26 protein-coding genes are annotated in these 22079 nt (G+C 32.7%); 16 read left to right on the top strand and 10 right to left on the bottom strand.

Going from position 1 to position 22079, the window contains the following annotated elements; translation table 11 throughout:
• Positions 1–115: 115 nt before the first annotated feature.
• The 10 genes from OIU83_RS20525 to trmD form a co-directional block, all read right to left on the bottom strand.
• On the bottom strand, positions 116–778 hold the full coding sequence (locus OIU83_RS20525) for a thiamine diphosphokinase (protein ID WP_264208138.1): 663 nt from the start codon (positions 776–778) through the stop codon (positions 116–118).
• 209 nt (positions 779–987) lie between these two features.
• A complete protein-coding gene (locus OIU83_RS20530; RefSeq protein WP_264208139.1) occupies positions 988–1470 on the bottom strand; it encodes a RidA family protein in 483 nt (160 codons plus the stop codon).
• A 141-nt stretch (positions 1471–1611) separates the two neighbouring features.
• Positions 1612–2094, bottom strand: coding sequence for a GyrI-like domain-containing protein (locus OIU83_RS20535; RefSeq protein WP_264208140.1), 483 nt, complete (start codon positions 2092–2094; stop codon positions 1612–1614).
• An 8-nt stretch (positions 2095–2102) separates the two neighbouring features.
• Complete coding sequence (locus OIU83_RS20540; protein WP_264208141.1) at positions 2103–2924, bottom strand: DUF4249 domain-containing protein; 822 nt, start codon at positions 2922–2924, stop codon at positions 2103–2105.
• 36 nt (positions 2925–2960) lie between these two features.
• On the bottom strand, positions 2961–5342 hold the full coding sequence (locus OIU83_RS20545) for a TonB-dependent receptor (RefSeq protein WP_264208142.1): 2382 nt from the start codon (positions 5340–5342) through the stop codon (positions 2961–2963).
• Positions 5343–5471: 129 nt separating this feature from the next.
• Positions 5472–7700: an NADP-dependent isocitrate dehydrogenase gene (locus tag OIU83_RS20550; protein WP_264208143.1), complete on the bottom strand. Its 2229-nt coding sequence runs from the start codon at positions 7698–7700 to the stop codon at positions 5472–5474.
• 281 nt (positions 7701–7981) lie between these two features.
• The gene (rplS, locus tag OIU83_RS20555) at positions 7982–8332 is read right to left on the bottom strand and encodes a 50S ribosomal protein L19 (RefSeq protein ID WP_264208144.1); all 351 of its coding nucleotides are present in this window, start codon (positions 8330–8332) and stop codon (positions 7982–7984) included.
• Positions 8333–8601: 269 nt separating this feature from the next.
• A complete protein-coding gene (locus OIU83_RS20560) occupies positions 8602–9723 on the bottom strand; it encodes an agmatine deiminase family protein (RefSeq protein ID WP_264208145.1) in 1122 nt (373 codons plus the stop codon).
• A 112-nt stretch (positions 9724–9835) separates the two neighbouring features.
• On the bottom strand, positions 9836–10660 hold the full coding sequence (locus tag OIU83_RS20565) for an AraC family transcriptional regulator (protein ID WP_264208146.1): 825 nt from the start codon (positions 10658–10660) through the stop codon (positions 9836–9838).
• A 105-nt stretch (positions 10661–10765) separates the two neighbouring features.
• Positions 10766–11446, bottom strand: coding sequence for a tRNA (guanosine(37)-N1)-methyltransferase TrmD (trmD, locus tag OIU83_RS20570; protein ID WP_264208147.1), 681 nt, complete (start codon positions 11444–11446; stop codon positions 10766–10768).
• 444 nt (positions 11447–11890) lie between these two features.
• On the opposite strand from trmD, the gene OIU83_RS20575 reads away from it, so the two are divergent.
• The 16 genes from OIU83_RS20575 (at position 11891) to OIU83_RS20650 (ending at position 22050) form a co-directional block, all read left to right on the top strand.
• Positions 11891–12397: a hypothetical protein gene (locus OIU83_RS20575; protein WP_264208148.1), complete on the top strand. Its 507-nt coding sequence runs from the start codon at positions 11891–11893 to the stop codon at positions 12395–12397.
• Positions 12381–12935, top strand: a complete 555-nt coding sequence (locus tag OIU83_RS20580) for a hypothetical protein (RefSeq protein WP_264208149.1) — start codon at positions 12381–12383, stop codon at positions 12933–12935. The genes OIU83_RS20575 and OIU83_RS20580 overlap by 17 nt, the downstream gene beginning before the upstream one ends.
• A 2-nt stretch (positions 12936–12937) precedes the next feature.
• Positions 12938–13240, top strand: coding sequence for a hypothetical protein (locus tag OIU83_RS20585; protein ID WP_264208150.1), 303 nt, complete (start codon positions 12938–12940; stop codon positions 13238–13240).
• 106 nt (positions 13241–13346) lie between these two features.
• Positions 13347–13667: a hypothetical protein gene (locus OIU83_RS20590; RefSeq protein WP_264208151.1), complete on the top strand. Its 321-nt coding sequence runs from the start codon at positions 13347–13349 to the stop codon at positions 13665–13667.
• Entirely contained in the window at positions 13643–14026 is a 384-nt protein-coding gene (locus OIU83_RS20595) for a hypothetical protein (RefSeq protein WP_264208152.1), read from the top strand. Before OIU83_RS20590 ends, OIU83_RS20595 begins: the two co-directional genes overlap by 25 nt.
• Positions 14027–14054: 28 nt before the next feature.
• On the top strand, positions 14055–14909 hold the full coding sequence (blaOXA, locus tag OIU83_RS20600) for a class D beta-lactamase (protein WP_264208153.1): 855 nt from the start codon (positions 14055–14057) through the stop codon (positions 14907–14909).
• A 145-nt stretch (positions 14910–15054) separates the two neighbouring features.
• Positions 15055–15732: a TIGR02117 family protein gene (locus OIU83_RS20605; RefSeq protein ID WP_264208154.1), complete on the top strand. Its 678-nt coding sequence runs from the start codon at positions 15055–15057 to the stop codon at positions 15730–15732.
• A gap of 5 nt (positions 15733–15737) precedes the next feature.
• Positions 15738–16340: a hypothetical protein gene (locus OIU83_RS20610; RefSeq protein WP_264208155.1), complete on the top strand. Its 603-nt coding sequence runs from the start codon at positions 15738–15740 to the stop codon at positions 16338–16340.
• 32 nt (positions 16341–16372) lie between these two features.
• Positions 16373–16765 (top strand): inner membrane protein YiaA, encoded by a 393-nt coding sequence (yiaA, locus tag OIU83_RS20615; protein ID WP_264208156.1) that lies wholly within the window; start codon positions 16373–16375, stop codon positions 16763–16765.
• A 117-nt stretch (positions 16766–16882) separates the two neighbouring features.
• Positions 16883–17581, top strand: a complete 699-nt coding sequence (locus OIU83_RS20620; protein ID WP_264208157.1) for an aspartate/glutamate racemase family protein — start codon at positions 16883–16885, stop codon at positions 17579–17581.
• Positions 17582–17592: 11 nt separating this feature from the next.
• Complete coding sequence (locus OIU83_RS20625) at positions 17593–18138, top strand: NADPH-dependent FMN reductase (protein ID WP_264208158.1); 546 nt, start codon at positions 17593–17595, stop codon at positions 18136–18138.
• Between the two features lie 13 nt (positions 18139–18151).
• Positions 18152–18502 carry a cupin domain-containing protein gene (locus tag OIU83_RS20630; RefSeq protein ID WP_264208159.1) on the top strand — a complete coding sequence of 117 codons (351 nt, stop codon included), beginning with the start codon at positions 18152–18154 and terminating at the stop codon, positions 18500–18502.
• A gap of 28 nt (positions 18503–18530) precedes the next feature.
• Positions 18531–19403: a sugar phosphate isomerase/epimerase family protein gene (locus OIU83_RS20635; RefSeq protein WP_264208160.1), complete on the top strand. Its 873-nt coding sequence runs from the start codon at positions 18531–18533 to the stop codon at positions 19401–19403.
• Positions 19404–19535: 132 nt separating this feature from the next.
• The gene (locus OIU83_RS20640) at positions 19536–20666 is read left to right on the top strand and encodes an MFS transporter (protein ID WP_264208161.1); all 1131 of its coding nucleotides are present in this window, start codon (positions 19536–19538) and stop codon (positions 20664–20666) included.
• A gap of 59 nt (positions 20667–20725) precedes the next feature.
• Positions 20726–21658, top strand: coding sequence for a peptidylprolyl isomerase (locus OIU83_RS20645; RefSeq protein ID WP_264208162.1), 933 nt, complete (start codon positions 20726–20728; stop codon positions 21656–21658).
• A gap of 92 nt (positions 21659–21750) precedes the next feature.
• Positions 21751–22050, top strand: coding sequence for a c-type cytochrome (locus OIU83_RS20650; protein WP_264208163.1), 300 nt, complete (start codon positions 21751–21753; stop codon positions 22048–22050).
• The last annotated feature ends 29 nt before the right edge of the window (positions 22051–22079 follow it).

A 22079-nucleotide genomic window follows, 5' to 3' on the forward strand; every position in this document is an offset into this window, starting at 1 on the left:
ACTAAGATATAAATATTTGTGTCCACACGGTAGGATGGAAACGGCATCCTTTTTCTGGCTCCTTTTGACAGAAAAAGATATAGTGTACAGCGGGAAATAGCTCCTGAAAAAGAAACTAATCCATGCATTCCATTAACAGTAAATCGCCATCGGTATGGGTAATTGTAACAATTCCATCTTTGGCAACGGCATTACTAATGCCAGTTCTATACCCGATTGTAAGTGTATCGTTTTGTAAGGGATATACCAAGTTATCTGAAGAAATACCGTTTACGACTCCAACTGGGATTAGCGAGATAGGAGTGTTGGCGGTGTACCATTTTTCAAATTTATTGGGTAATATAAATATTTTGGAATGATCGTCGAGAATTACAATCTTGAGTAAGTTTCGGTATCGAACAATATTGGTAAGGTTTGTAATGGTGTGATCGGCTCTTTTTCCTGTTGCCCAAACTACATTTGCAGCGGGGATTTTTCGCTCAATTAAATACTCAAAAGCTTTTTCCAAATCGGTTTTATCCTGATCTGGAGTATGTACAATCTCTATAGGATATTGAGATGTTTTATATTTTTCGGTGTCGAATCCACGATCGAAATCACCCAGAAGGACATCCACTTTTATACCTAATTCGACTACGCGCTCCATAGCTGAATCCAGTACTATTACCAAAGGAGACCATTCTAATAATTGTCCTAATAACTCAGGATTACAGGCAGCGCCATTGGCAATGATTAATGCAGGTTCTTGGTCGTCGCGTACGATATGGTGTGAGGACATTTATAGTATGGATTTATAATGTGCTGCAAATGTACGAAAGTAAAAAGTAAATGTTTTTCTACTATTAGGGGATTAAGGGAGTTTTTTACCATTAAGGGATTAAGTTTTTTTCTGCCACAGATTATGAAGATTTGAAAACTTTGCGAACCTTGCGTAGTTCTTTATGAATCTTTGCGGTTAATTTTTCTACCACAGCTTCTTAATGGAGTTTAATGCCTTAATGGTGAGTGTTTTATTTTTTTGACTTTGAAAGCAACTGCATCAACTTCTATTAACATTCCGTCGATGGCTAATCTTGGAACTGGAATTAATGTGCTTGCAGGGAATGGTTTGTTTTTCCATACTTTATTAATTTCTTCATTCCATATTTTTAGTTTTTCTTGTGAATGGTCTACTATTAGAATGGTAATTTTCATAACATTTTCTGGTTTTATTTTATAACTGTCCAGAACTGTTACAATATTTTTTAATGCTACTTGAGTTTGCTCTCGAAAGCTATTGCTTAAAAGGTGTTCTTTTCCTAATCCACCACTTTGTCCGGAAATGTAAACAAGCTCCCCAGTTGTGGAAACTGAGGATGTATGACTAAAGCGATAAGGTGTTGGATCGAATAGAGATTCTGGATTTTTGAAAGTTTGAGCTTTTGCATTAAATGCAAATAGGGAACATAGGGAAAGAAGTAAGTGTCTCATGATTTTAAATTTTTTGAATTAATTATTTGCAAAGGTTGCTTAATTCTAATTCTTAAACATTTACATATGTTGAGACTAGGTAGATTTATTGTTAAAGTATAAAAAAAATGCTCTCAATTACGAGAGCATTTTTTATGAATTTTAATATTTGTGTTTAATCGGAATCCAAATTTCTTCTTCGGATGTCGGATCTTCATGTTTGTATTTTTCTCCCATTACTGCAAAATGGGGTCTGTTTTCTAATGAGTATTCAGATTTAGGCAACCAATCGGTGAAAATATATTGATATGTTTCGTTTCCATTGCTTGCCGATCCTTTATGGATAAAAACTGCGTAAAGTCCGTTTGGGATTACGATGGATTCCATGTTGTGCGGAATCGCATCGAAATCTTCGACTTCGATACCTGCCCATTTTTCAAATTCATTTGCTGGATTAAAATGAACAAAATGAAATTCGGGATAGACTTCGATAGAATACAGTTTCGAACCGATATTGTTTTTTATTTCATTTCGGTTCGGCATAAAACTTTGCCATAGCTCTTTTGTTTTATTAATTGTAAAAGAGGTTATTATTCGTTTTCCAACGATTTTCTTTTTGGTCAGAATTTCAATTCTTGGTTCCATATTAAATGTTACTGAATTGTATATTTTCGAGTGTCAATTTCGCTAAGTGAAAAATACCCTAACGGATAGTTGCTCTTATCTGTCATGTTAATAACATTACCTCTTACTGTTGCAGGAGGAGATTGAAATGGACCACCACCATTACTACCGGCAATGCTTATTAAAATCTTCATGTAATTGTAATAATCTTTAGATATTCCTATTTGTTTAACCTCAACTACATCACCCGGCTTTAAATTTTCATTATCTGATGAACTAAACATTTCATTTCCGTTGGTGAATTTGTCTTCGTCGGCAGAATAGGTTGTAGTTACCTGATTGGAGTAAGCGTAGTGGTATAAATAGTAATTAGTTTCGTCGGCCGGATCATTAAAATATGTTTTTATTTCGATGTCTTTTTTTGTGAAACCACCATCATTTTTTTGTTCAATTCTGGTGATTGGTGCGACTGATTTAAAAATTTCGGTTGCATTATATGTAGCACCTCCACTTATAACTGTTAGAATATAGGTTTCGTTGATAACTGGCTCAAAATTATTGCATACATACTGTCCTGTTTGAGGTACTTCTGTAAAATTAAATACTTTGTTAGTACTGTTTTTAATAAAAATTGTAGCTCCAGATACAACTGGAATTGTATTATTATAATAATCTGTTGTAGTAGTTAGTTTTATAACTTGTTGATTTCCGGTAGTTCCTTTCGTCCAGTTAATGGCGGCTTCGACAACTAATTTTGGCGGCTGAGTTTCTAGATCAACATTTACAACTTCTTCACAACTTGTGAAAAACAATACTGAGAAGAATACGATTAATAAGGGTATCTTTTTCATATAAAATATTTTTATCTCCTTTTTGAAGGATTTAATTTAAAATTTAAAATTATAGGTAACTGCAGGAACCATTCCGAAAATTGAAGTTTTTACTGCTTCATTAACCCCTGTATCTGTGTTTTGTCTAAAATTAATGGACGCAGCATTTTGTCTGTTATAAAGATTATAAATGCTAAAAACCCATTCCCCTTTCCAGTTTCTGCCTTTGTTTGATCTTGGAGTTAATGTTGCCGAAATGTCTAAGTGATGGTAAGCAGGTAATCTGTTTTCATTTCGTAAGCCATAACTCGGAACTTTAACACCAAGATATTCGTATTGTCCATTTGGATAGGTTACAGGTTGTCCGGATTGTAATGCAAAATTAGCTCCAAAAGACCATTTCTCGTTTAGCGAATAAGCACTTGTTACTGCTAGATTATGAAGTTTATCATAAGCTGAGTTATACCATTGTCCGTTATTGATTCCTGTTTCCTCAGGAGTTCTTCCTGGAGTTTGTTGTTGTGATTTGGATAAAGTATAAGAAACCCAACCCGTTAGTTTTCCAGCATTCTTTTTAAGCATTAATTCTACACCATAAGAACGCATACGTCCATTTAAGATTACTTGCTCAATAGCATCATTTGCTATTAAATCGGCACCATCGATATAATCTAATCTGTTTTGTATTTTTTTATAATAGGTTTCTACTTCAAGAGAGTAATCTCCATCTTTAAAATTTTTAAAATAACCCAACGCAACCTGATCCGCAATTTGTGGTTTAATATACTGGTCACTTGGCATCCAAACATCAAGAGGAGTAGGTGATGAGGTGTTTGAAATTAATTGTAAATATTGTGCCATTCTGTTGTAACTAGCTTTAACAGCTTGATCTTCGTTTATTTGGTATCCTATAGAAAAACGTGGCTCTAAATTATTATAGTCATACATTGTTTTGTTATTGCCATAATACTGAGTTCCTATTGGGGTTGCCTTTTCATAAATTTGTCGGGCAGAATTAAAAATAACAGGGTTATTATTCTCATATAAGTTAAGAGTTGAAGCTCCTAAACGATAAAACGTACTAAAACGAAGTCCGTATGAAAGGGTTAGTTTCTTAGTGATTTGATTTTCGGCTTCAATATAAACAGCAGGTTCAAATGCATATTTTTTATCTAATTGATCTGGATTAACTCCAGAGTTTACACCTATTGGGGTAATAGTTCCAGGGTTAAATTGGTAGTAAATACCATTTAAACCATAATTTAATTTGAATTTATCTGAAATATAATTTTTGAAATCATATTTGATATTGTAATTTTTTATACCAGAATCCCATTTAAGTCCTGCTAAATCCAAATCAAGTCCATAATAATAATCGCTATATATCAAAGACAAATTTGAGAACAATTTATCAGAGTATAAGTGATTCCAACGTAAGTTAAAAGTAGTGTTCCCGTAGGTATTAGAAAAACTTTTGTTTATGCTAAATACATCACGTCCAAAATAACCGGATAAATATAAGCTGTTATTGTCATTTAATTTATAACTGAATTTGGCGTTCAAATCATAAAAGTATGCTGAGTTGTCTTTTTGATCTTCGGATAATTTAAGGAATAAATGTGCGTAAGAAGCTCTTCCTCCAATTAAGAATGAACCTTTATCCTTTACTATTGGGCCTTCAAGTAAAAGACGGCTTGAAATTAATCCGATTCCACCATTCATATGGAAATCTTTACTATTTCCATCTTTTTGATAAATATCAAGAACAGATGATGCTCTACCACCGTAACGGGCAGGGATTCCACCTTTGTATAGTTTTAAATCTTTAATCGCATCCGGGTTAAATACAGAGAAAAATCCAAAAACGTGAGAAGAATTAAAAATAGTAGCTTCATCAAGAAGAATTAAATTCTGATCTGCACCACCACCGCGTACGTTAAAGCCGGAAGCGCCTTCGCCAGCATTAGTAACACCAGGCAATAATAAAATAGATTTTAATACATCGACTTCCCCCATAACAACAGGCATTTTCTTTATTGCCGAGATAGAAAGTTTATTTACACTCATCTCGGGAGTACGCGTATTTGCTCTTCCTCTATTATCGGTAATAACTACCTCTTGGAGTTCTTCGCCACCTTCTTTTAAGGAGAAATTGTTTTTAACATTTTTTGTCAAAGAAATGGTGTTTTCAAAAGACTGATACCCAACATAACTTATTTCTACCTGATACTCTCCTTTTGGAGCAGTAATAGAGTAAAAACCATATTCGTTTGTTGTAGTGCCAATTTTTAATGAAGGGATGTAAATGTTGACTCCGATTAGGGTTTCATTATTTTTAGAGTCAGAAATGGTACCGCTTAGGGTAAATTTTTCTTGTGCGAACGAAGAAAAAGCAATGAGAAATACAATAAGAAACGAGCTAACTTTTTTTGTGATCATTGTTTAAATTTTGAATTCCCTAGTATGACGGTAGAAGATGGAAAATATTACAAAACTAATGTTAAATGTGCGTTAAAAAAAAAGACAGCCGTTTCGGGCTGTCTTTAATGTGAGAAATATAATGAGAACTTATATTTTAGCTATTTTGGCCAAGATGGCATTAAACGTTGGACTTGGACGCATTGCTTTGCTAGTTAATTCTGGATTTGGTTGGTAATATCCACCAATATCTTGAGGTTTTCCTTGAGCAGCAATTAATTCAGCATTTATTTTATCTTCGTTTTCTGCAAACTCAGCAGCGATAGGAGTGAAGATCGTTTTTAATTCAGCATCTTTATTTTGAGCAGCCAAAGCCTGAGCCCAATAGAAAGCTAAATAAAAGTGAGAACCACGGTTATCGATTTGTCCAATTTTACGTGCAGGAGATTTATCGTTTGCAAGGAACTTGTCATTTGCCTCATCAAGAGTTTCAGCAAGAACAATTGCTTTAGAGTTGTTTAAGGTTTGTCCTAAATGCTCTAAAGAAGCACCAAGAGCCAAGAATTCTCCTAATGAATCCCAACGTAAGTAACCTTCTTGAGTAAATTGCTCAACGTGTTTAGGAGCAGAACCTCCAGCACCAGTTTCAAACAATCCACCACCATTCATTAAAGGAACGATAGACAACATTTTGGCAGAAGTACCAACTTCAAGAATTGGGAACAAATCTGTAAGGTAGTCACGTAATACGTTTCCAGTTACAGAGATAGTATCTAATCCTTTAATGATTCTGTCAAGAGTAAAGTTTGTAGCATCGATTGGGTTCATGATACGAATATCTAAACTAGTAGTGTCATAATCTTTAAGGTAAGTTTTTACTTTCTCGATTAATTCTCTATCGTGTGCTCTGTTTTCGTCTAACCAGAAAACAGCAGGTGTATTAGATAAACGAGCTCTATTTACAGCTAGTTTTACCCAGTCTTGAATAGGAGCGTCTTTTGCCTGACACATTCTAAAGATATCTTTATCTTCAACAGCTTGTTCCATTAAAACAGTTCCGTTAGTATCAACCACACGTACAACACCATCACCTTTCATTTGGAAAGTTTTATCATGAGATCCGTACTCTTCTGCTTTTTGAGCCATCAAACCTACGTTTGGTACACTTCCCATTGTAGTTGGGTCGAAAGCACCGTGTTTTTTACAAAAATCGATAGTTGCAGTATAAACACCAGCATAAGAACGGTCTGGGATAATAGCAACAGTATCTTGTTGTTTTCCTTCTTTGTTATACATCTGTCCAGAAGTACGTATCATAGCAGGCATAGAAGCATCTACAATTACATCCGATGGGACGTGTAAGTTAGTAATCCCTTTATCAGAGTTTACCATTGCTAGAGCAGGACCGTTAGCAATAGCTGCGTCTAAAGCAGCTTCAACTTCGGCTTGTTGAGGAGTCCCTGCAATTTTTGCATAAACATCACCCAATCCATTTCTTGTATCAATATTTAATTGGCTAAATAAAGTAGCGTATTTTTCGAATACATCTTTAAAGTAAACTTCTACAATTGCACCAAAGATAATTGGATCAGAAACCTTCATCATAGTAGCTTTCAGGTGAACCGAAAGTAATAGGTTTTCTTTTCTAGCTTCTTCGATAGTTGTAGCAACAAAACTTTTTAAAGCATTTACGTTTAAAACAGCACTGTCAATTATTTCTCCTGCTTTTAGTGGAGTACTTTCTTTTAAAACAGTAGTAGTTCCGTCTTTTGCAACAAATTCAATTTTTACATCGGTAGCATTAGGAACAGTAAGCGATTTTTCACTTCCGTAAAAATCACCGTTTGGCATAGATGCAACGTGAGTTTTTGAGTTTGGTGACCAAGCTCCCATAGAGTGAGGATTTGCTTTTGCAAAATTCTTCACAGCTCTTGGCGCTCTACGATCAGAGTTTCCTTCACGTAAAACAGGGTTTACTGCAGAACCTAATACTTTAGCGTATTTAGCTTTAATTTCTTTTTCAGTATCGTTTTGAGGGTCTTCAGGGAAATTTGGAATTTTATACCCGTGAGATTGCAATTCGGCAATAGCAGCTTTTAATTGCGGAACCGAAGCTGAGATGTTTGGCAACTTAATAATGTTTGCCTCCGGTTTAGTAGCAAGTTGTCCTAGCTCAGCCAAGGCGTCCCCTGTTTTTTGAGAATCGGTCAAGTACTCCGGAAAATTAGATAAAATTCGAGACACCAACGAAATGTCTCTAGTTTCAATAGCAATACCCGCTGTAGCAGTAAATTCTTGTACAATAGGCAAGAAAGAATAAGTCGCTAATAAAGGCGCCTCATCAGTTAAGGTGTAAACAATTTTTGAATTCTGTGTCATTTTTTTTTTTTTTTTTAATATAATCGTATCGCCACGGAATGACGATGTAAAAGGTATGGTTGGCTCAAAATGAGCGAAGCAAATATAAGAAAAACAGTCCGAAAACGGTTGCGTTTTTATCAGAATTCCTTAAATTAACAGATTGCTATTTTAACGAGTTATAATTAACAGATCAGTGGTTTTCAAGCCAAAGAATTACTGTTTTGTTAGTTTGTTTAGAACAAAAAAAATCCCGATTCACAAATAATGAATCGGGATCTTTATGGTAAAGAGATAAATAATTATCTTCTTTTGTCTCTAATCTTAGCTTTTTTACCAGTAAGTTCTCTGAAGTAGAAAATTCTAGCTCTACGTACAGCACCTTTTTTGTTGATTTCAACTTTTTGTAAAGCTGGTAAGTTAACTGGGAAGATACGCTCAACACCAACAGCACCAGACATTTTACGAATAGTAAAAGTTTCTGTGTTACCAGAACCTCTTCTTTGAATAACAACTCCTTTAAAAAACTGAGTTCTTGTTTTTTCACCCTCTCTAATTTCGTAGTAAACAGTGATAGTGTCTCCAGCTGCGAAAACTGGGAAATCTTTTTTTGCAACAAATTCGTCTTTAACGAATTTCATTAAATCTGCCATGATATCTTTAATTATGGTTTTGTAATAGAGCAACATACACGGATTTCGCCAGAGGTTGGTCTAATTTGGCTGCAAAGATAGAAAAAATGTTTAATGTTTAAAGTTTTTCTTGTTTAAAGTTTTTAGACTCAGTTTACAGTTACAGTGTTCAGCCTCAATAATTAGTGTCCAGTTGCAGTAATCAGTCTTGATTTATGTTTATAGTATTTACTCTCAATTTTTAATACATACAATTTTCAAACAGATTACTGCGAACTTTTAAATTCTTTTTAATTTGGTTGTTGTTGCGTAACACAATGAATCATTCCTCCATTTGCATATAAATTACGAACATCAATACCAATTACTTTTCTGGAAGGATATAAATTTTGAATCAATTGATTAGCAATAACATCATTTGGGTCGTTATAATTAGGAACCAAAACAACCGTGTTTCCAATATAATAGTTTACATAAGAACCTTTGTATCCTAGTTTTTTGCCATAAGTTGTTACTACATTATTTTTAGATAATGGTAGTTTTATAAAAGTATAGCTTTTACCGTTTTTGTCTTTTGAGTTGTATAATGTGTTAATGTCAGTTTGTGGTACTTCCCAATACATCAAATCATTTTCATTCATAGTAACAATTGTGTTTGAATTACCAAAACGAGCAAAACCATCAATATGCATATCCGTAATTTCTCTCCCAGCTTTTCCTTCTAACCAAATAAAATGGGTTATTCCTAAATATTTTTTAAAATTTGTTTCGGCTTGTAATTGAGTCATTGCCGGATTGCGATTCGAATTTAAGATTGCGCTTTTGGTAGCTAATAAAGTACCATTGCCATCTACCTCTACAGCTCCACCTTCGTTAATCATTATAGAATTTAAATTTACAACAGAAATTTTTTGATCTTTTGCAATTTGCGCAGGTATAGTATTGCAATTTTCGAATGCAGCTTTTTTACCCCAACCATTAAAACCCCAATCCTGAATGACTAGTTGATTGTTTTTGTCTTTTACATAAATAGGGCCATTATCTCTTACCCAAACATCATCGGTTTTATATGTTTTAAAATCAATATTAGAGAAAGAAACACCATCAGCTTCTAGTAAAGTTGTGATTCTGTTTTTTTCAGTAGTATCATAAGCAACAATATGTACTTTTTCACTTCCTGTTAATGATTTGGTCATAGCGACCCAGGTTTTATCTAAGTCATTTCGATAGTCAATTCCGTATTGATATTGATGAGGCCATTGCAACCAAGTTCCTTCATGTGGGGCTGATTCTTCGGGCATAGTATACATAATTTCGGTATTTATTGATTCATTTGGCACTGCTGTAACTGTATCTTCTTGGCAAGAAGTGATTAAAGGAAATAGCAATGTAGTTAGAAATAACTTTTCCATCTTAGTTTGAGTTTGTTATAAATTTACTTGTTTAGCGTCATTTAATACTAGTAGCTTGACAAGGCAAATGTATTTCTAAAGAGGAACCATACAGTTGTCCAAAATGGACAAATTAAATAAGCGGAATAAAAATTGCCGTAAGATAATCAGACTCGTTGTCACAGTTGGCTTCATTTTTTATATACTTTTCAATCACAGGTGAATGTGAGAATTCAAAATCATTACTAAGAAACCATCCTCCAAAGATTTGTTGGTAAGTATCCTCTATGGTTTCATAACTTCCTTCATGAAAAAAACTTGCATACTTACCTCCAAAAATTGTCTTTAGTGGAAGGTTTTTAATTGTGACACTAGTAGCAATGCAAGCCTCATAAGTACATTTAGATTTTTCGGTAATCAAAATATCATCAGTTATAACGCCAAAGAAATCAGTATTGGTTCTGGGGAAATCATTTTTCAATATGGTATCCCAAAGATTTTCTATTTCAGGGTTGATGTAAGAAGTTTTACAACTCAGGTAATAAACGGTTATTTCGGGAATAAAAAATATTTCTGGTTTTAAAATACAAAAAATAGCTTGTTGAGGATGAAGATCATTCAATAAAAGTTCTTTTTGATTTCGTGCCAATGAAGGAGAACAATTGAAATGTTTTTTGAAAGTTTTCGAAAAAGACTGCACATCAGCAAACCCGACTTCAAGAGCAATGTCAGAAATTGGCGCATTCGAATACAAAAGTTTTTTATAACCATTTTCTATTTTCAATCGGGTTTGATAAGCACCAATTGTTTCATTAAATAAAGAATAAAAAATACGTTGTAAATTTCTGTATGAGTAACAAGAAATATTTTCAAGAGAATCTATTGAGATGATTTGATTGTAATGTGTCTCAATATAATTTCGAGTGTTATAAATACGTTTTAGATTAAAATCATTCATTTTTTAGTTTTCAGAAAGCAGTAATTAGATTATAGTATTTACTCTCAATTTTTAATACGCCAGTTTGTAAACTGTAACTGAGTACTGCCACTGAATACTAAAAACTTATTTCTCCTCCAGTAAATCAGGGCGTCTATTTTTAGTATGTTCATACGCCATATCTTCCCTCCATTTATCAATTTTAGCAAAATGACCGCTAGTTAAAACATCAGGAACTTTCCATCCCTTATAATCAGCAGGGCGAGTATATATAGGACCCGACAATAAATTATCCTGAAAACTATCAGTCAAAGCCGAAGTTTCGTCGCTTAAAACACCAGGAATCAAACGAATCAAAGCGTCAGATAAAACCAAAGCACCCAATTCGCCACCAGATAAAACATAATCGCCAATCGAAATTTCTTTAGTAATAAAATGATCGCGCACACGCTGATCAACACCTTTATAATGACCACATAAAATAATAATGTTTTCAAGCATCGACATCGTATTAGCCATCTTCTGGTTTAGTGTTTCCCCGTCAGGCGACATATAAATAATCTCGTCGTACGCTCTTTCGCTTTTTAAATGCGTGATGCAAGCGTCAATTGGTTGAACCGTCATAACCATTCCGGCACCACCACCAAAAGGATAATCATCAACACTCTTCTGTTTATTGGTTGTATAATCGCGTAAATTATGAAAATGAACCTCGACAATTCCCTTGTCAATAGCACGTTTCATAATCGAAGCTTCAAACGGGCTTCGCAATAACTCAGGTAAAACAGTAATAATATCTATGCGCATTTTTTCTTTTCAAAAGGTTCTAGGCTGCAAAGATACAAAGTAAATATTTTAGAAATTTAAAGATTAAAGAATATAGAATCAAGATTTAGAGAAACAAGAGAAGAGATTTAAAGAATTAAACAAATTGTTTAATTAGTATGTCACAATTATATGTCACAATTAAACGATTAACCAAATCAACGATTAAACTTTTTAAATTAACAACTAACCATTAATAATTCACAATTATAATAAGGAGCTATTTCCTGCTGTTCACTATATCTTTTTCTGGCAAAAAGAGCCAGAAAAAGGATGCCGTTTCCATCAGGGCTAGAATTGTTTGTATTGTATTTTTTTATTTTTTTGTAAAAAAAGTTTTCATAAATTATATTTTATATATTCGCTTTATTATGAAAATCTAGATAGGATGAAAAACATAATATAACATGAAATATTTGTAAGATTATGGTTGATAGTAACTTGTTGTCCGAAAGCCTCCAGATTAAATTGAAATTTAAATATTCAGCTTGGTTTTTTATTTTGGATCAAATATTGAGGTTCTTATTGTTAATTGCTTATTTACAAGATTATTTTCAAAAAATTCATTTTTTAGTTTTTCAATATTCTCTTTTGTTTATTGTTGGGCTACTATATAATTACTATAAGAATAAACTAGAAGGAAAATACTCAGCCTTTATTAATGTAAAATATAAAGATGAAAATCCTAAAATTACAATTAATGAAGAAATTCCATATGGGTTATTTATTTATCAAGCTCTTTTTGGTTTCATATTTTCTTTTTGGTTTTTCTATAATGATTTTGAATCACATGTTTGGTATATGTATATTGTTATATTTTTATTTTCTCTAATTTCTGCTGGATTTTGTATTTTGCCTCTAATTTTTACAATACGATATAGGGAGTCAATAGGTATAATAAGTGCTACACCAACCCTTGAAAAAAAAAATTAAAAAATCAAAAAACATTATTGAATCTGTATATGAGGATGTCAGTGATATTTATCCGGATTTATTTGTCTCTGATAAAGTTGTTGGATATGGAGCTATTGAATTAGATCCGGTTGATTTAAATGACACGAGAATAGCCAAATTGGAAAGTGAAATGAAAAATATTAACTATAGATCTGAAGCTTGGATGCTTGAAAGTGTTTTTTTAGGAGGATTAGCTTTTTCAGGTTTTCTAACTGTAGCATCAGCGAATTTTCTAGGTAAAGAACCAGAAGTATTCAGTGAATTTTTAAGACATTTTAAAATTTATTATGAAAAATGCTTTCAAAATGAAATTACAAGTTGGGTTACCCAAATTGGGAATCATTTTTTTAGAAACGATTTATATATTCTTATTATGCTATTATGTCTTTTAAGTAGTGTATTTTTTCTTCTTGTATTAGTTTTAAGATTTAGATTAAACAGTTTGACCTTAAGTATGGATCATTTAATCCGAATTTTAAATATTTTTAATCAAAAGAAGATGAGCTTTTTAATTTAAGAATGGAAAGCAAAAACGAGGATTATCAGAGGATTAGAATGGGTAAAATCCAAAAAAAAATTGATACAGCTTTAATCGATGCTGATAATTTATTAAGAGAATTGCTGCCTACTTCAATTATGATGAATACATATAGAATGATTGCAGTTCTTTTATTTTACATGGTACTGATTTTATCGGGGTTTTATTTTATGCCTTCTATTGCGGTATTAATTTTCTTTCTGTTCTTATTTACACAAGTTTTTGGTTATTTTCAAAAATATTCAAAAATAGAAAGGATTAGACATCTTTTGAAAAAACATTAAAAGTTTTGAATGCTAGCAAGAGTATCTCTACTAATTAATCTAAAGGAGCATTGAAAAATCTTCAAAAAAGATAAGTTTTGATCTTCTTTTTGCTGAATATTCTGAATTGACAAATAATTCTAATATTATTTATATAAGACCTATTGGGGATTTTAATACTTTACAAAAGAAACAAATTGAATTAGTTAGACAATATCTAGAGATTTTCTTTCAATTAAAAACCAAAACATTAGAGAAACTCTCTAATGATATAATTCCTAGTTCAGCCAGACGAATTGGACATGAAGATAATGAACAGTTCTTAGCAGGTTATATCTTAGACAGTGTGCTTAAAAAAGAAAAACCATTAAACAGAATTGCTTTAATGGCATTAACAGAAGTAGATTTGTTCCCTAAACCCGAATGGAATTATATGTTTTTGGGTTAGCATCTTATAGAGATAAAATAGGAGTAAGTTCCATTTATAGATTGCAAGATGAGGTACTAACGCCAACTAATTTTGATTTATGTTTATCTCGATTATTAAAAACATGTTCCCACGAAATAGGACATATGTTTGGATTGTATCATTGTATAGAAGCTGATTGTGTAATGAATGGGACAATTAGTCTGGTAGAAACAGACAACAGCACCATTAGATTATGTTCAGCTTGTCAGAGAAAATTAAATTCGAGTATAAAGTATGATAATAAGAAAAGATTAATCGAATTAGAAAAATATTTTGAGAAAGTTAAACTCAATGATGCAACTCAATTAATGAAGAAAGATCTTGAAAAGATTCAATAAAAAATAAGCTAATAAAAAATAAATAAAAATGAAAACTCCAGCACTAATCCTATCTCTTTTTTTATTGATAAACCTAAACGCAAGTTGTCAATCTAAAAACAAAGAAAGCAAGCCCGAAACTAAAAAAGAAACAGGAAAAGACAAAGAAGTTGTTATTGCCGAATTTGGTAAAATCCTCGATAGTTTAAAAGTAAAAGGTTCGATATTAGTTTACGATAGCAATAAAAAGACCTATTATTCTAATGATTTTGCTTGGGCAAAAAGAGGAAATATTCCAGCATCGACATTCAAAATTCCGAATTCGATTATTGCACTAGAAACAGGAGTAGTAAAAAGTGATTCGACAGTTTTTAAATGGAATGGAGAAAAACGATGGATGAAAGCTTGGGAACAAGATTTAACACTCAAGCAAGCGTTTAAAGTTTCGTGTGTTCCTTGTTACCAGGAAATCGCAAGAAAAGTAGGTGTAAAAAGAATGAGAGCCTATCTAAAAAAACTAGATTACAATACAATGGTTTTTGATACCCTGACGATTGATAATTTTTGGTTAGAAGGGAAATCTAGAATCTCTCAATTCCAACAGATTGATTTCTTAAAAAGATTGTATCTGTCTGAATTACCGATTTCTAAAAGAACCGAATTGATAATGAAAGATATCATGGAAGTTGAAAAAACGAATGATTATGTTTTAAGAGGAAAAACTGGTTTATCTGTTACTGACGAAATCAAGAACGGTTGGTTTGTAGGTTATCTAGAAAATAAGAATGGCGTTTACTTTTTTGCAACAAATATAGAACCAACTAAAGATACCAATCAAGATGATTTTATAGCAATCCGACTTAATGCAACCAAAGCGGCATTAAAAAATCTTCAAAAAAGATAAGTTTTTGGTCTTCTTTTTGCTAAATATTCAGAATTAATGAGTGAATTTTAGAAGGATTTATTATTTAAAAATATTTTTGTTTTATTAAATAAAATACTACTATTTTAGCAAAAGATTAGAAGATTAACTAACCACATAAACCACATTGAAAAAAACGCTTAAAATTATTGGTAGAATACTCATTGTATTCATTGCATTTATTTTGCTGTATGTTATTCTTGCTTATTCTGTTTCAAGAATAACTGTCGAGAAAGAACCAAATTCCAAAGAAGAAATTACTATTTATATTATGACAAACGGCGTTCATACCGATATTGTGGTTCCAACGCGTAACGAATTAATGGACTGGAGCAAAGAGATAAAGTATGAAAACACGATTTCTAAAGATACAACCTATCAATATCTGGCGATGGGTTGGGGAGATAAAGGATTTTATCTAGAAACGCCAAACTGGTCCGATCTTAGAGCCTCGACAGCTCTTAAAGCAGCATCAGGATTAAGTACTACAGCGATACACGCAACTTATTTTTCGAATATTAAAGAAAACGAAAATTGTAAAAAGATTATAATTAGTAAGGAGCAATATGTTCGCTTGACGGATTATATAAAAAATAGTTTTAAGAAAGATGAAAAAGGACAATTTATTCCCGTTAAAACAGATCAGAATTACGGAAAAAGAGATGCTTTTTATGAAGCAACTGGAAGTTATAGTTTGATTCATACCTGCAATACATGGGCAAATAATGCATTAAAAGCAAGCGGACAAAGATGTTGTTTCTGGACGCCGATAGATTCTGCAATCTTTTCAAAATATAACAAATAAATAAAATGGGATTAGCAACAAAAGGAGATCTGGAGAAAGTAATAGGAGGGTTATTCCTGATGATTATAAATACTATAATATGGACTTTAATTGCCGAATATTATTTAGCTAATAAAGATAATAGAATTGTAGGGGTTGTATTTGGAATTATAATTCTAGGTTTTTTATTCTTTTATTTTAGATTCATAAAATCTTATAAAGAGTTAAAGGATGGTAATGATTCGGTTATAACAAAAGAAGAAAAGATAAGAGATAAAAGATTTTTAACAATATTTGGGTTGGAGGCATTAGCAATTTTTCTCGCAAAGAATATTTTGGTTAATATAAATCACAATGAACTATTTATTCCAGTTTTTGCACTAATTGTTGGATTACACTTTTTTCCTTTAGGGAAGTTGTTTAAAAGAAAATTCGATTTTTATATAGGGACATGGACTATATTAATTGCTATTATAGGGATGTACATAATAATTGAGAAGATTACAACAGTAAATTTTGCAAATGCAATTGTTAGTATTGGCTGTGCGCTTGCAACCATTTGTTATGGAATAAAAATGATTATTGATGGTCAATTAGTAATTACAGATATCAATTTTTCTAAAGAGTAAATAAATTAACTAAACTAAAATTAAATTAAAAAATGGTACAAAAAACGTCGAATGCATTTATTGCCGCATCATGGATTGCTCTGGGAGCTGGGATTATTGGTTACTTAGTTGGACTTGCAAGAGCAGAAATGTTATTAAATGAAAAAGGATATTACTTTACGGTTTTAATGTTCGGATTGTTTGCAGTAATCTCATTACAAAAAAGTGTACGTGATAGATTAGAAGGCTTCCCTGTAACCGATATTTATTATGGAATTTGCTGGTTTGGAACAATTCTGTCAATTGCTTTATTAACGATTGGACTTTGGAATGCTACGATTTTGCCTAGTGAAAAAGGATTTTATGCTTTTGCATTTTTATTAGGGATATTTGGAGCAATTACTGTTCAAAAAAATACCAGAGATAATTTAGCTTTAAAAGAATAAAAAAAATACTTTTACAATAGCGGTTTCAAACGATTTGGGTCTTAGGCTTATTTTATAATCGTTTGAAACCGTTTTGCTTTGGCGATAAGCCGAATTTAGTTAAATTAAAATACAGTTATGAAAAAAATTGGGCTTGTTGGTGGGATTAGTTGGGTTTCGACAATAGATTATTATCGTTTTATAAACGAAGGAATAAATGAAAAGTTAGGTGGGCTTAATTTTGCAGAGTGTATTATTTACTCCTTAAATTTTGATGACTTTCAAAGGAATAATACAGAGAATAATTGGGATGCAACATTCGAATTGATTACAAATGCTTGCAAGAGCCTTGAGAAAAGCGGTGCCGAAGCAATTGTTTTATGTGCTAATACAGCACATGCAGTTGTAGAAAGAGTCGAAAAAGAAATTTCGTTGCCTATCATTCATATTGCAACTGCGACTGCAAAAGAAATAAATAAGCAAGGATTAAAGAAAGTTGGTTTGTTGGGGACAAAATTCACTATGGAAATGGATTTTTATAAAGACAAACTTGCCGAATATAATATCGAGACAATAGTTCCTTTTCTTCAGGATGAACGTGATTATATCCAGAAAACATTAAAAGAAGAACTGGGAAGAGGGATAATCAGTGAGCAAACCAAAAGAGCTTATATAATGGTCATCAATAAATTAATAGAAAATGGTGCCGAAGGGATTATTCTTGGTTGTACCGAAATTCCAATGATCATAAGTCAGGATGATGTCTCAGTTCCGGTTTTTGATACAACAAAGATTCATTCGAATGCTGCAGTAGAATTTGCTTTGTCATTAGATTAAAGAATTAAAAGATGGATGATAAAAAGAAAAAAATCTTTGCTATATCCGGAAGTACGAGAAGGAATTCAAGTAATTTTAAAATTCTGAAATTTATTTCGGAGCATATAAATGACCAATTCGAAGTTGAGATATTTGAAGATTTAGAGAGCATTCCCTATTTTAATCCTGATTTGGATAATGAGAATCCTCCAGAGATTGTAACTGTTTTTAGAAATAAAATCGCTGCTGCAGCTGGAGTATTGATTTGTACGCCGGAATATGTTTTTAGTTTACCAGGTAGTTTAAAGAATGTATTAGAATGGTGTGTTTCGACAACTGTTTTCTCAAATAAAAAAGTAGGGTTAATAACAGCTTCTGCATCTGGAGAGAAGGGACAGGAACAATTAAGCTTGATTATGAGAACTATCGAAGCCGAGTTTGATAATGAAACCCAACTTTTAATCCAGGGGATTCGGGGAAAATTAGATTCAGATGGAAATATTACTGATGAAAATACATTGATAAGCCTTCTAGCATTTATTAAAAGTTTTGAAAAACAAGTAGGAGAGTTGAACTAAAAATATAAATATCATGCAAAGTTTTGGAGCAAGTAAAAAATTTCTGTTTAATGATGAAATCGAGTGGGAAGTTGTTGGTGAAGGAATCAAACGCAAGATAATGGCATACGACGACAAGATAATGTTGGTTAATGTGCATTTTGAAAAAGGAGGTATTGGGGTTTTACACGAACATTATCATTCTCAAGTCACGTATGTTTCAAGTGGAAAATTTGAAGTAACTATTGATAACGAAACAAAAACATTAAAAGGAGGAGATAGTTTTTATATTCCGCCACATGCAATACATGGAGTTGTTTGTTTAGAAAGTGGGCTCTTAACGGATGTTTTTAGCCCAATACGCGAAGATTTTCTGAAAAAATAAAGACTTTAAATCAATAATAGCTATCGATATGTTATCCAGAAGAAATTTTATTGCCAATAGTAGTATGGCTACAGCTACAATTTTAATAATGCCATTATTTGCTTTTACAGCCAATAAAAAGGCAATAGGCTTGCAGTTGTATACGCTTAGAGATGAGTTACCAAAAGATGTAAAAGGAATTCTAGAGAAAGTTGCGCTTGCGGGATATACAGAAGTAGAATTGTATGGATTTTCAATCAGAGATAAGTTCTGGGGATTTTCTCCTAAAGAATTGAAGCAAATATTAGATTCAAATGGACTGAAAGCTATAAGTGGGCATTATGGATTAGGTACTTATTTATCTGACGGAAATACTACAGAACTTGAAGAGGCTATTAAAGCTGCAAAAATCATGGAAAGTGAGTATATAACAGTTCCTTGGATCGACGAGAGTTTAAGAAATAGCGCAGACGATTATAGAAAAATAGCTTCATTGCTAAACAAAGCAGGGAAGATGTGTAAAGAAGCCGGTTTAAAATTGGCGTATCACAATCATGATTTTGAGTTTAAGAAATATGCAGATATAACTGGTTATGAAATCCTGTTGAAGGAGACCGATAAAGATTTAGTCTTTTTTGAATTGGATTTATATTGGGTTGCTTATTCTAAAAAAGATCCAATACAGTTGTTTGAAGAAAATCCAGGACGTTTCCATATGTGGCATGTAAAAGACATGGATAAAAAGAATACAGCTTTAAATACAGAAATAGGAAAGGGGAGTATTGACTTCGAACTTATTTTTGCAAAAGCAAAACTTTCGGGCATGAGACATTTTTTTGTAGAACAGGAAACAAACTATAAGCCAAATAGCACAGAGTCAATAAAAATTAGTTGCAGATACATTGAAAATGAACTGATTTAGTCTGTTTGATTTTTAGGTAATTACGTTGTGATGGAGCAGCGTTTGGGGAATTTTATGCTTTTTTTTAAGTTTTGTTAAAAATTAGAATAGTATTTTTGCAAAATGAATTTATCCAAAACTAGTGTCCTATTTATGGCAGTTTGCACTGGACTTATAGTTGCAAACCTTTATTATTGTCAGCCCTTAATTGTTTTAATTGCCAACGAATTTAAGATTCAAGAAGCCGATGCAGGAACAATAACGTATCTTACACAAGCTGGCTATGCTATTGGGCTTTTTTTTATGGTGCCACTTGGCGACAAAATTGAACGCAAGAAACAAATTTTAATTACTACTCTTGCAACTGTAATTGCCTTGGTTATTGCAGCAACTGCTCAAAGTTTTTTAGTCTTAGAAATTGCATCACTTCTTATCGGAATCACCTCCATTGTTCCTCAACTAATTTTGCCTTTGGCAGCTTCGTTGAGTGAGCCTAGCCAGCGTGGTAAAGTCGTAGGAACGATTATGAGCGGTTTGCTTATCGGGATTTTACTATCAAGAACTTTAAGCGGAATAATAGGTGACCTTTGGGGTTGGCGGTCTATGTTCTGGATTGCTGCTGGTATATGTTTACTTATGTTTTTTGTTATGCAAAAACAGTTCCCATACAATAAACCAGTATTTCATGGTTCATATGGGCAATTATTACAATCGCTTTTTACACTTATAAAAACACAACCTTTATTAAGAGAAGCAACATTAATCAACGCATTTTGTTTTGCACAATTTGGCGCTTTCTGGACTACAATGGTATTATTACTATCAGATACTCCATTCCATTTTAGTAGTTCTACAATAGGACTCTTTGGTATCGTAGGAGCTTCGGGTGCTTTGGCAGCTCCATTGGTAGGGAAGTTGGGAGATAAAGGGAATTCGAGAATCGCTGTAGGTTACGGTTGTTTATTGATGTTGATTAGTTTCATTATTTTTTATTTTTCAGGAAGTAGTATTATCGGTATCATAATCGGAATCGTATGTATTGATGTCGGAATTCAGGGGGTACACATCTCGAACCAAACAAGAGTATATTCGTTATTGCCGGAAGCACGAAATAGATTAAACACCGTATTTATGTCATTTAGCTTCTTAGGAACTGCAGCTGGTTCGGCTTACGGCTTATTTTTGTGGAAAATAGGAGGATGGCACGCTGTAGCTATCGGATGTGCTGTTTTGGCATTATTAGCATTAACAGTTTATGGATTAACATATAAATCAAAAAAATAGAAAGGCAAACGAATATCAAATTAATTCGTAAATTTGCACTTCAATAAAAAACAAATACAATGGAAAACGGAATATACGCTAAATTCAATACTAGTAAAGGTTCGATTTTAGTAAAGCTAGCACATGATTTAACACCAGGAACCGTAGGGAATTTTGTAGCTCTTGCAGAAGGAAATATGGAGAATAAAGTAAAACCTCAAGGGAATAAATTTTATGATGGATTAACATTCCATAGAGTTATTCCAGATTTTATGATTCAGGGTGGTTGTCCTAAAGGAACTGGTACTGGAGATCCGGGATATAAATTTGATGATGAATTTCACCCAAGTTTAAAACACGATCGTCCGGGAGTTTTGGCAATGGCAAATTCTGGACCTGGAACTAATGGTTCTCAATTTTATATCACACACGTTCCTACTTCTTGGTTAGATGGAAAACATACAGTTTTTGGTCACGTAATCGAAGGTCAGGATATTGTTGATGCTGTAGCTCAAGGAGATACTCTTGAAACTTTAGAGATTATTAGAGTTGGAGAAGAAGCTGAGAAATGGAATGCTATTGAAGCTTTTATTGGTTTAAAAGGGGCTCGTTTAAAACGTGATGCTGCTTTAAAAGCTGAAACTGAAGCAAAAATGGAGCAATTAGCTGCAGGTTTTGATAAAACTGATAGCGGTTTGCGTTATAAAATGATTCAAAAAGGAGATGGTAAAAAAGCTGAATCTGGTAAAACAGTTGCTGTACATTACGAAGGTTCTTTGGAAAACGGAAAAGTTTTTGATTCTTCTTACCCACGTAAAAAACCAATCGAATTTAGATTAGGTCAAGGTCAGGTTATCGAAGGTTGGGATGAAGGTATTGCATTATTACAAGTGGGCGACAAAGCTCGTTTTGTAATTCCATCTGATTTAGCTTATGGATCTGCAGGTGCAGGAGGAGTTATTCCACCAAACGCAACTTTGATTTTTGACGTTGAATTAATGGACGTTAAATAATAAAAAATACACGAAATTATATTTCGGAATGTTTGAATCCCAAAGCGAGAGTTTTGGGATTTTTTTTATATTTACTCAAAAAATAACTAAAGATGAAATCAAGAATTTTAACTATAGCGGCTTTGGCTGTAATAGTATTTTCGTGTGCTACCAAAAAAGAAGCTCCTAAAGTTGTAGTTGCCGAGCCAGTAAAAGTTGTAGAGCTTACTCCGGCATTAGCAGCAGGGCAGAACTTGTATGATAATAATTGTGCTAAGTGTCATAAATTATTTAAGGCAACTGATTTTACAAAAGAAGATTGGAAACCTATTTTAGTACGTATGCAAAAGAAAGCACATCTTGATGATACGCAAATGGCTTCGATTTCAGATTATATTTCTTCTCAATTGTAAAAAGCATTTGTATAATCAGTATTATGAAA

This window comes from Flavobacterium shii (assembly GCF_025847235.1).
GTDB classification, from domain to species: domain Bacteria; phylum Bacteroidota; class Bacteroidia; order Flavobacteriales; family Flavobacteriaceae; genus Flavobacterium; species Flavobacterium shii.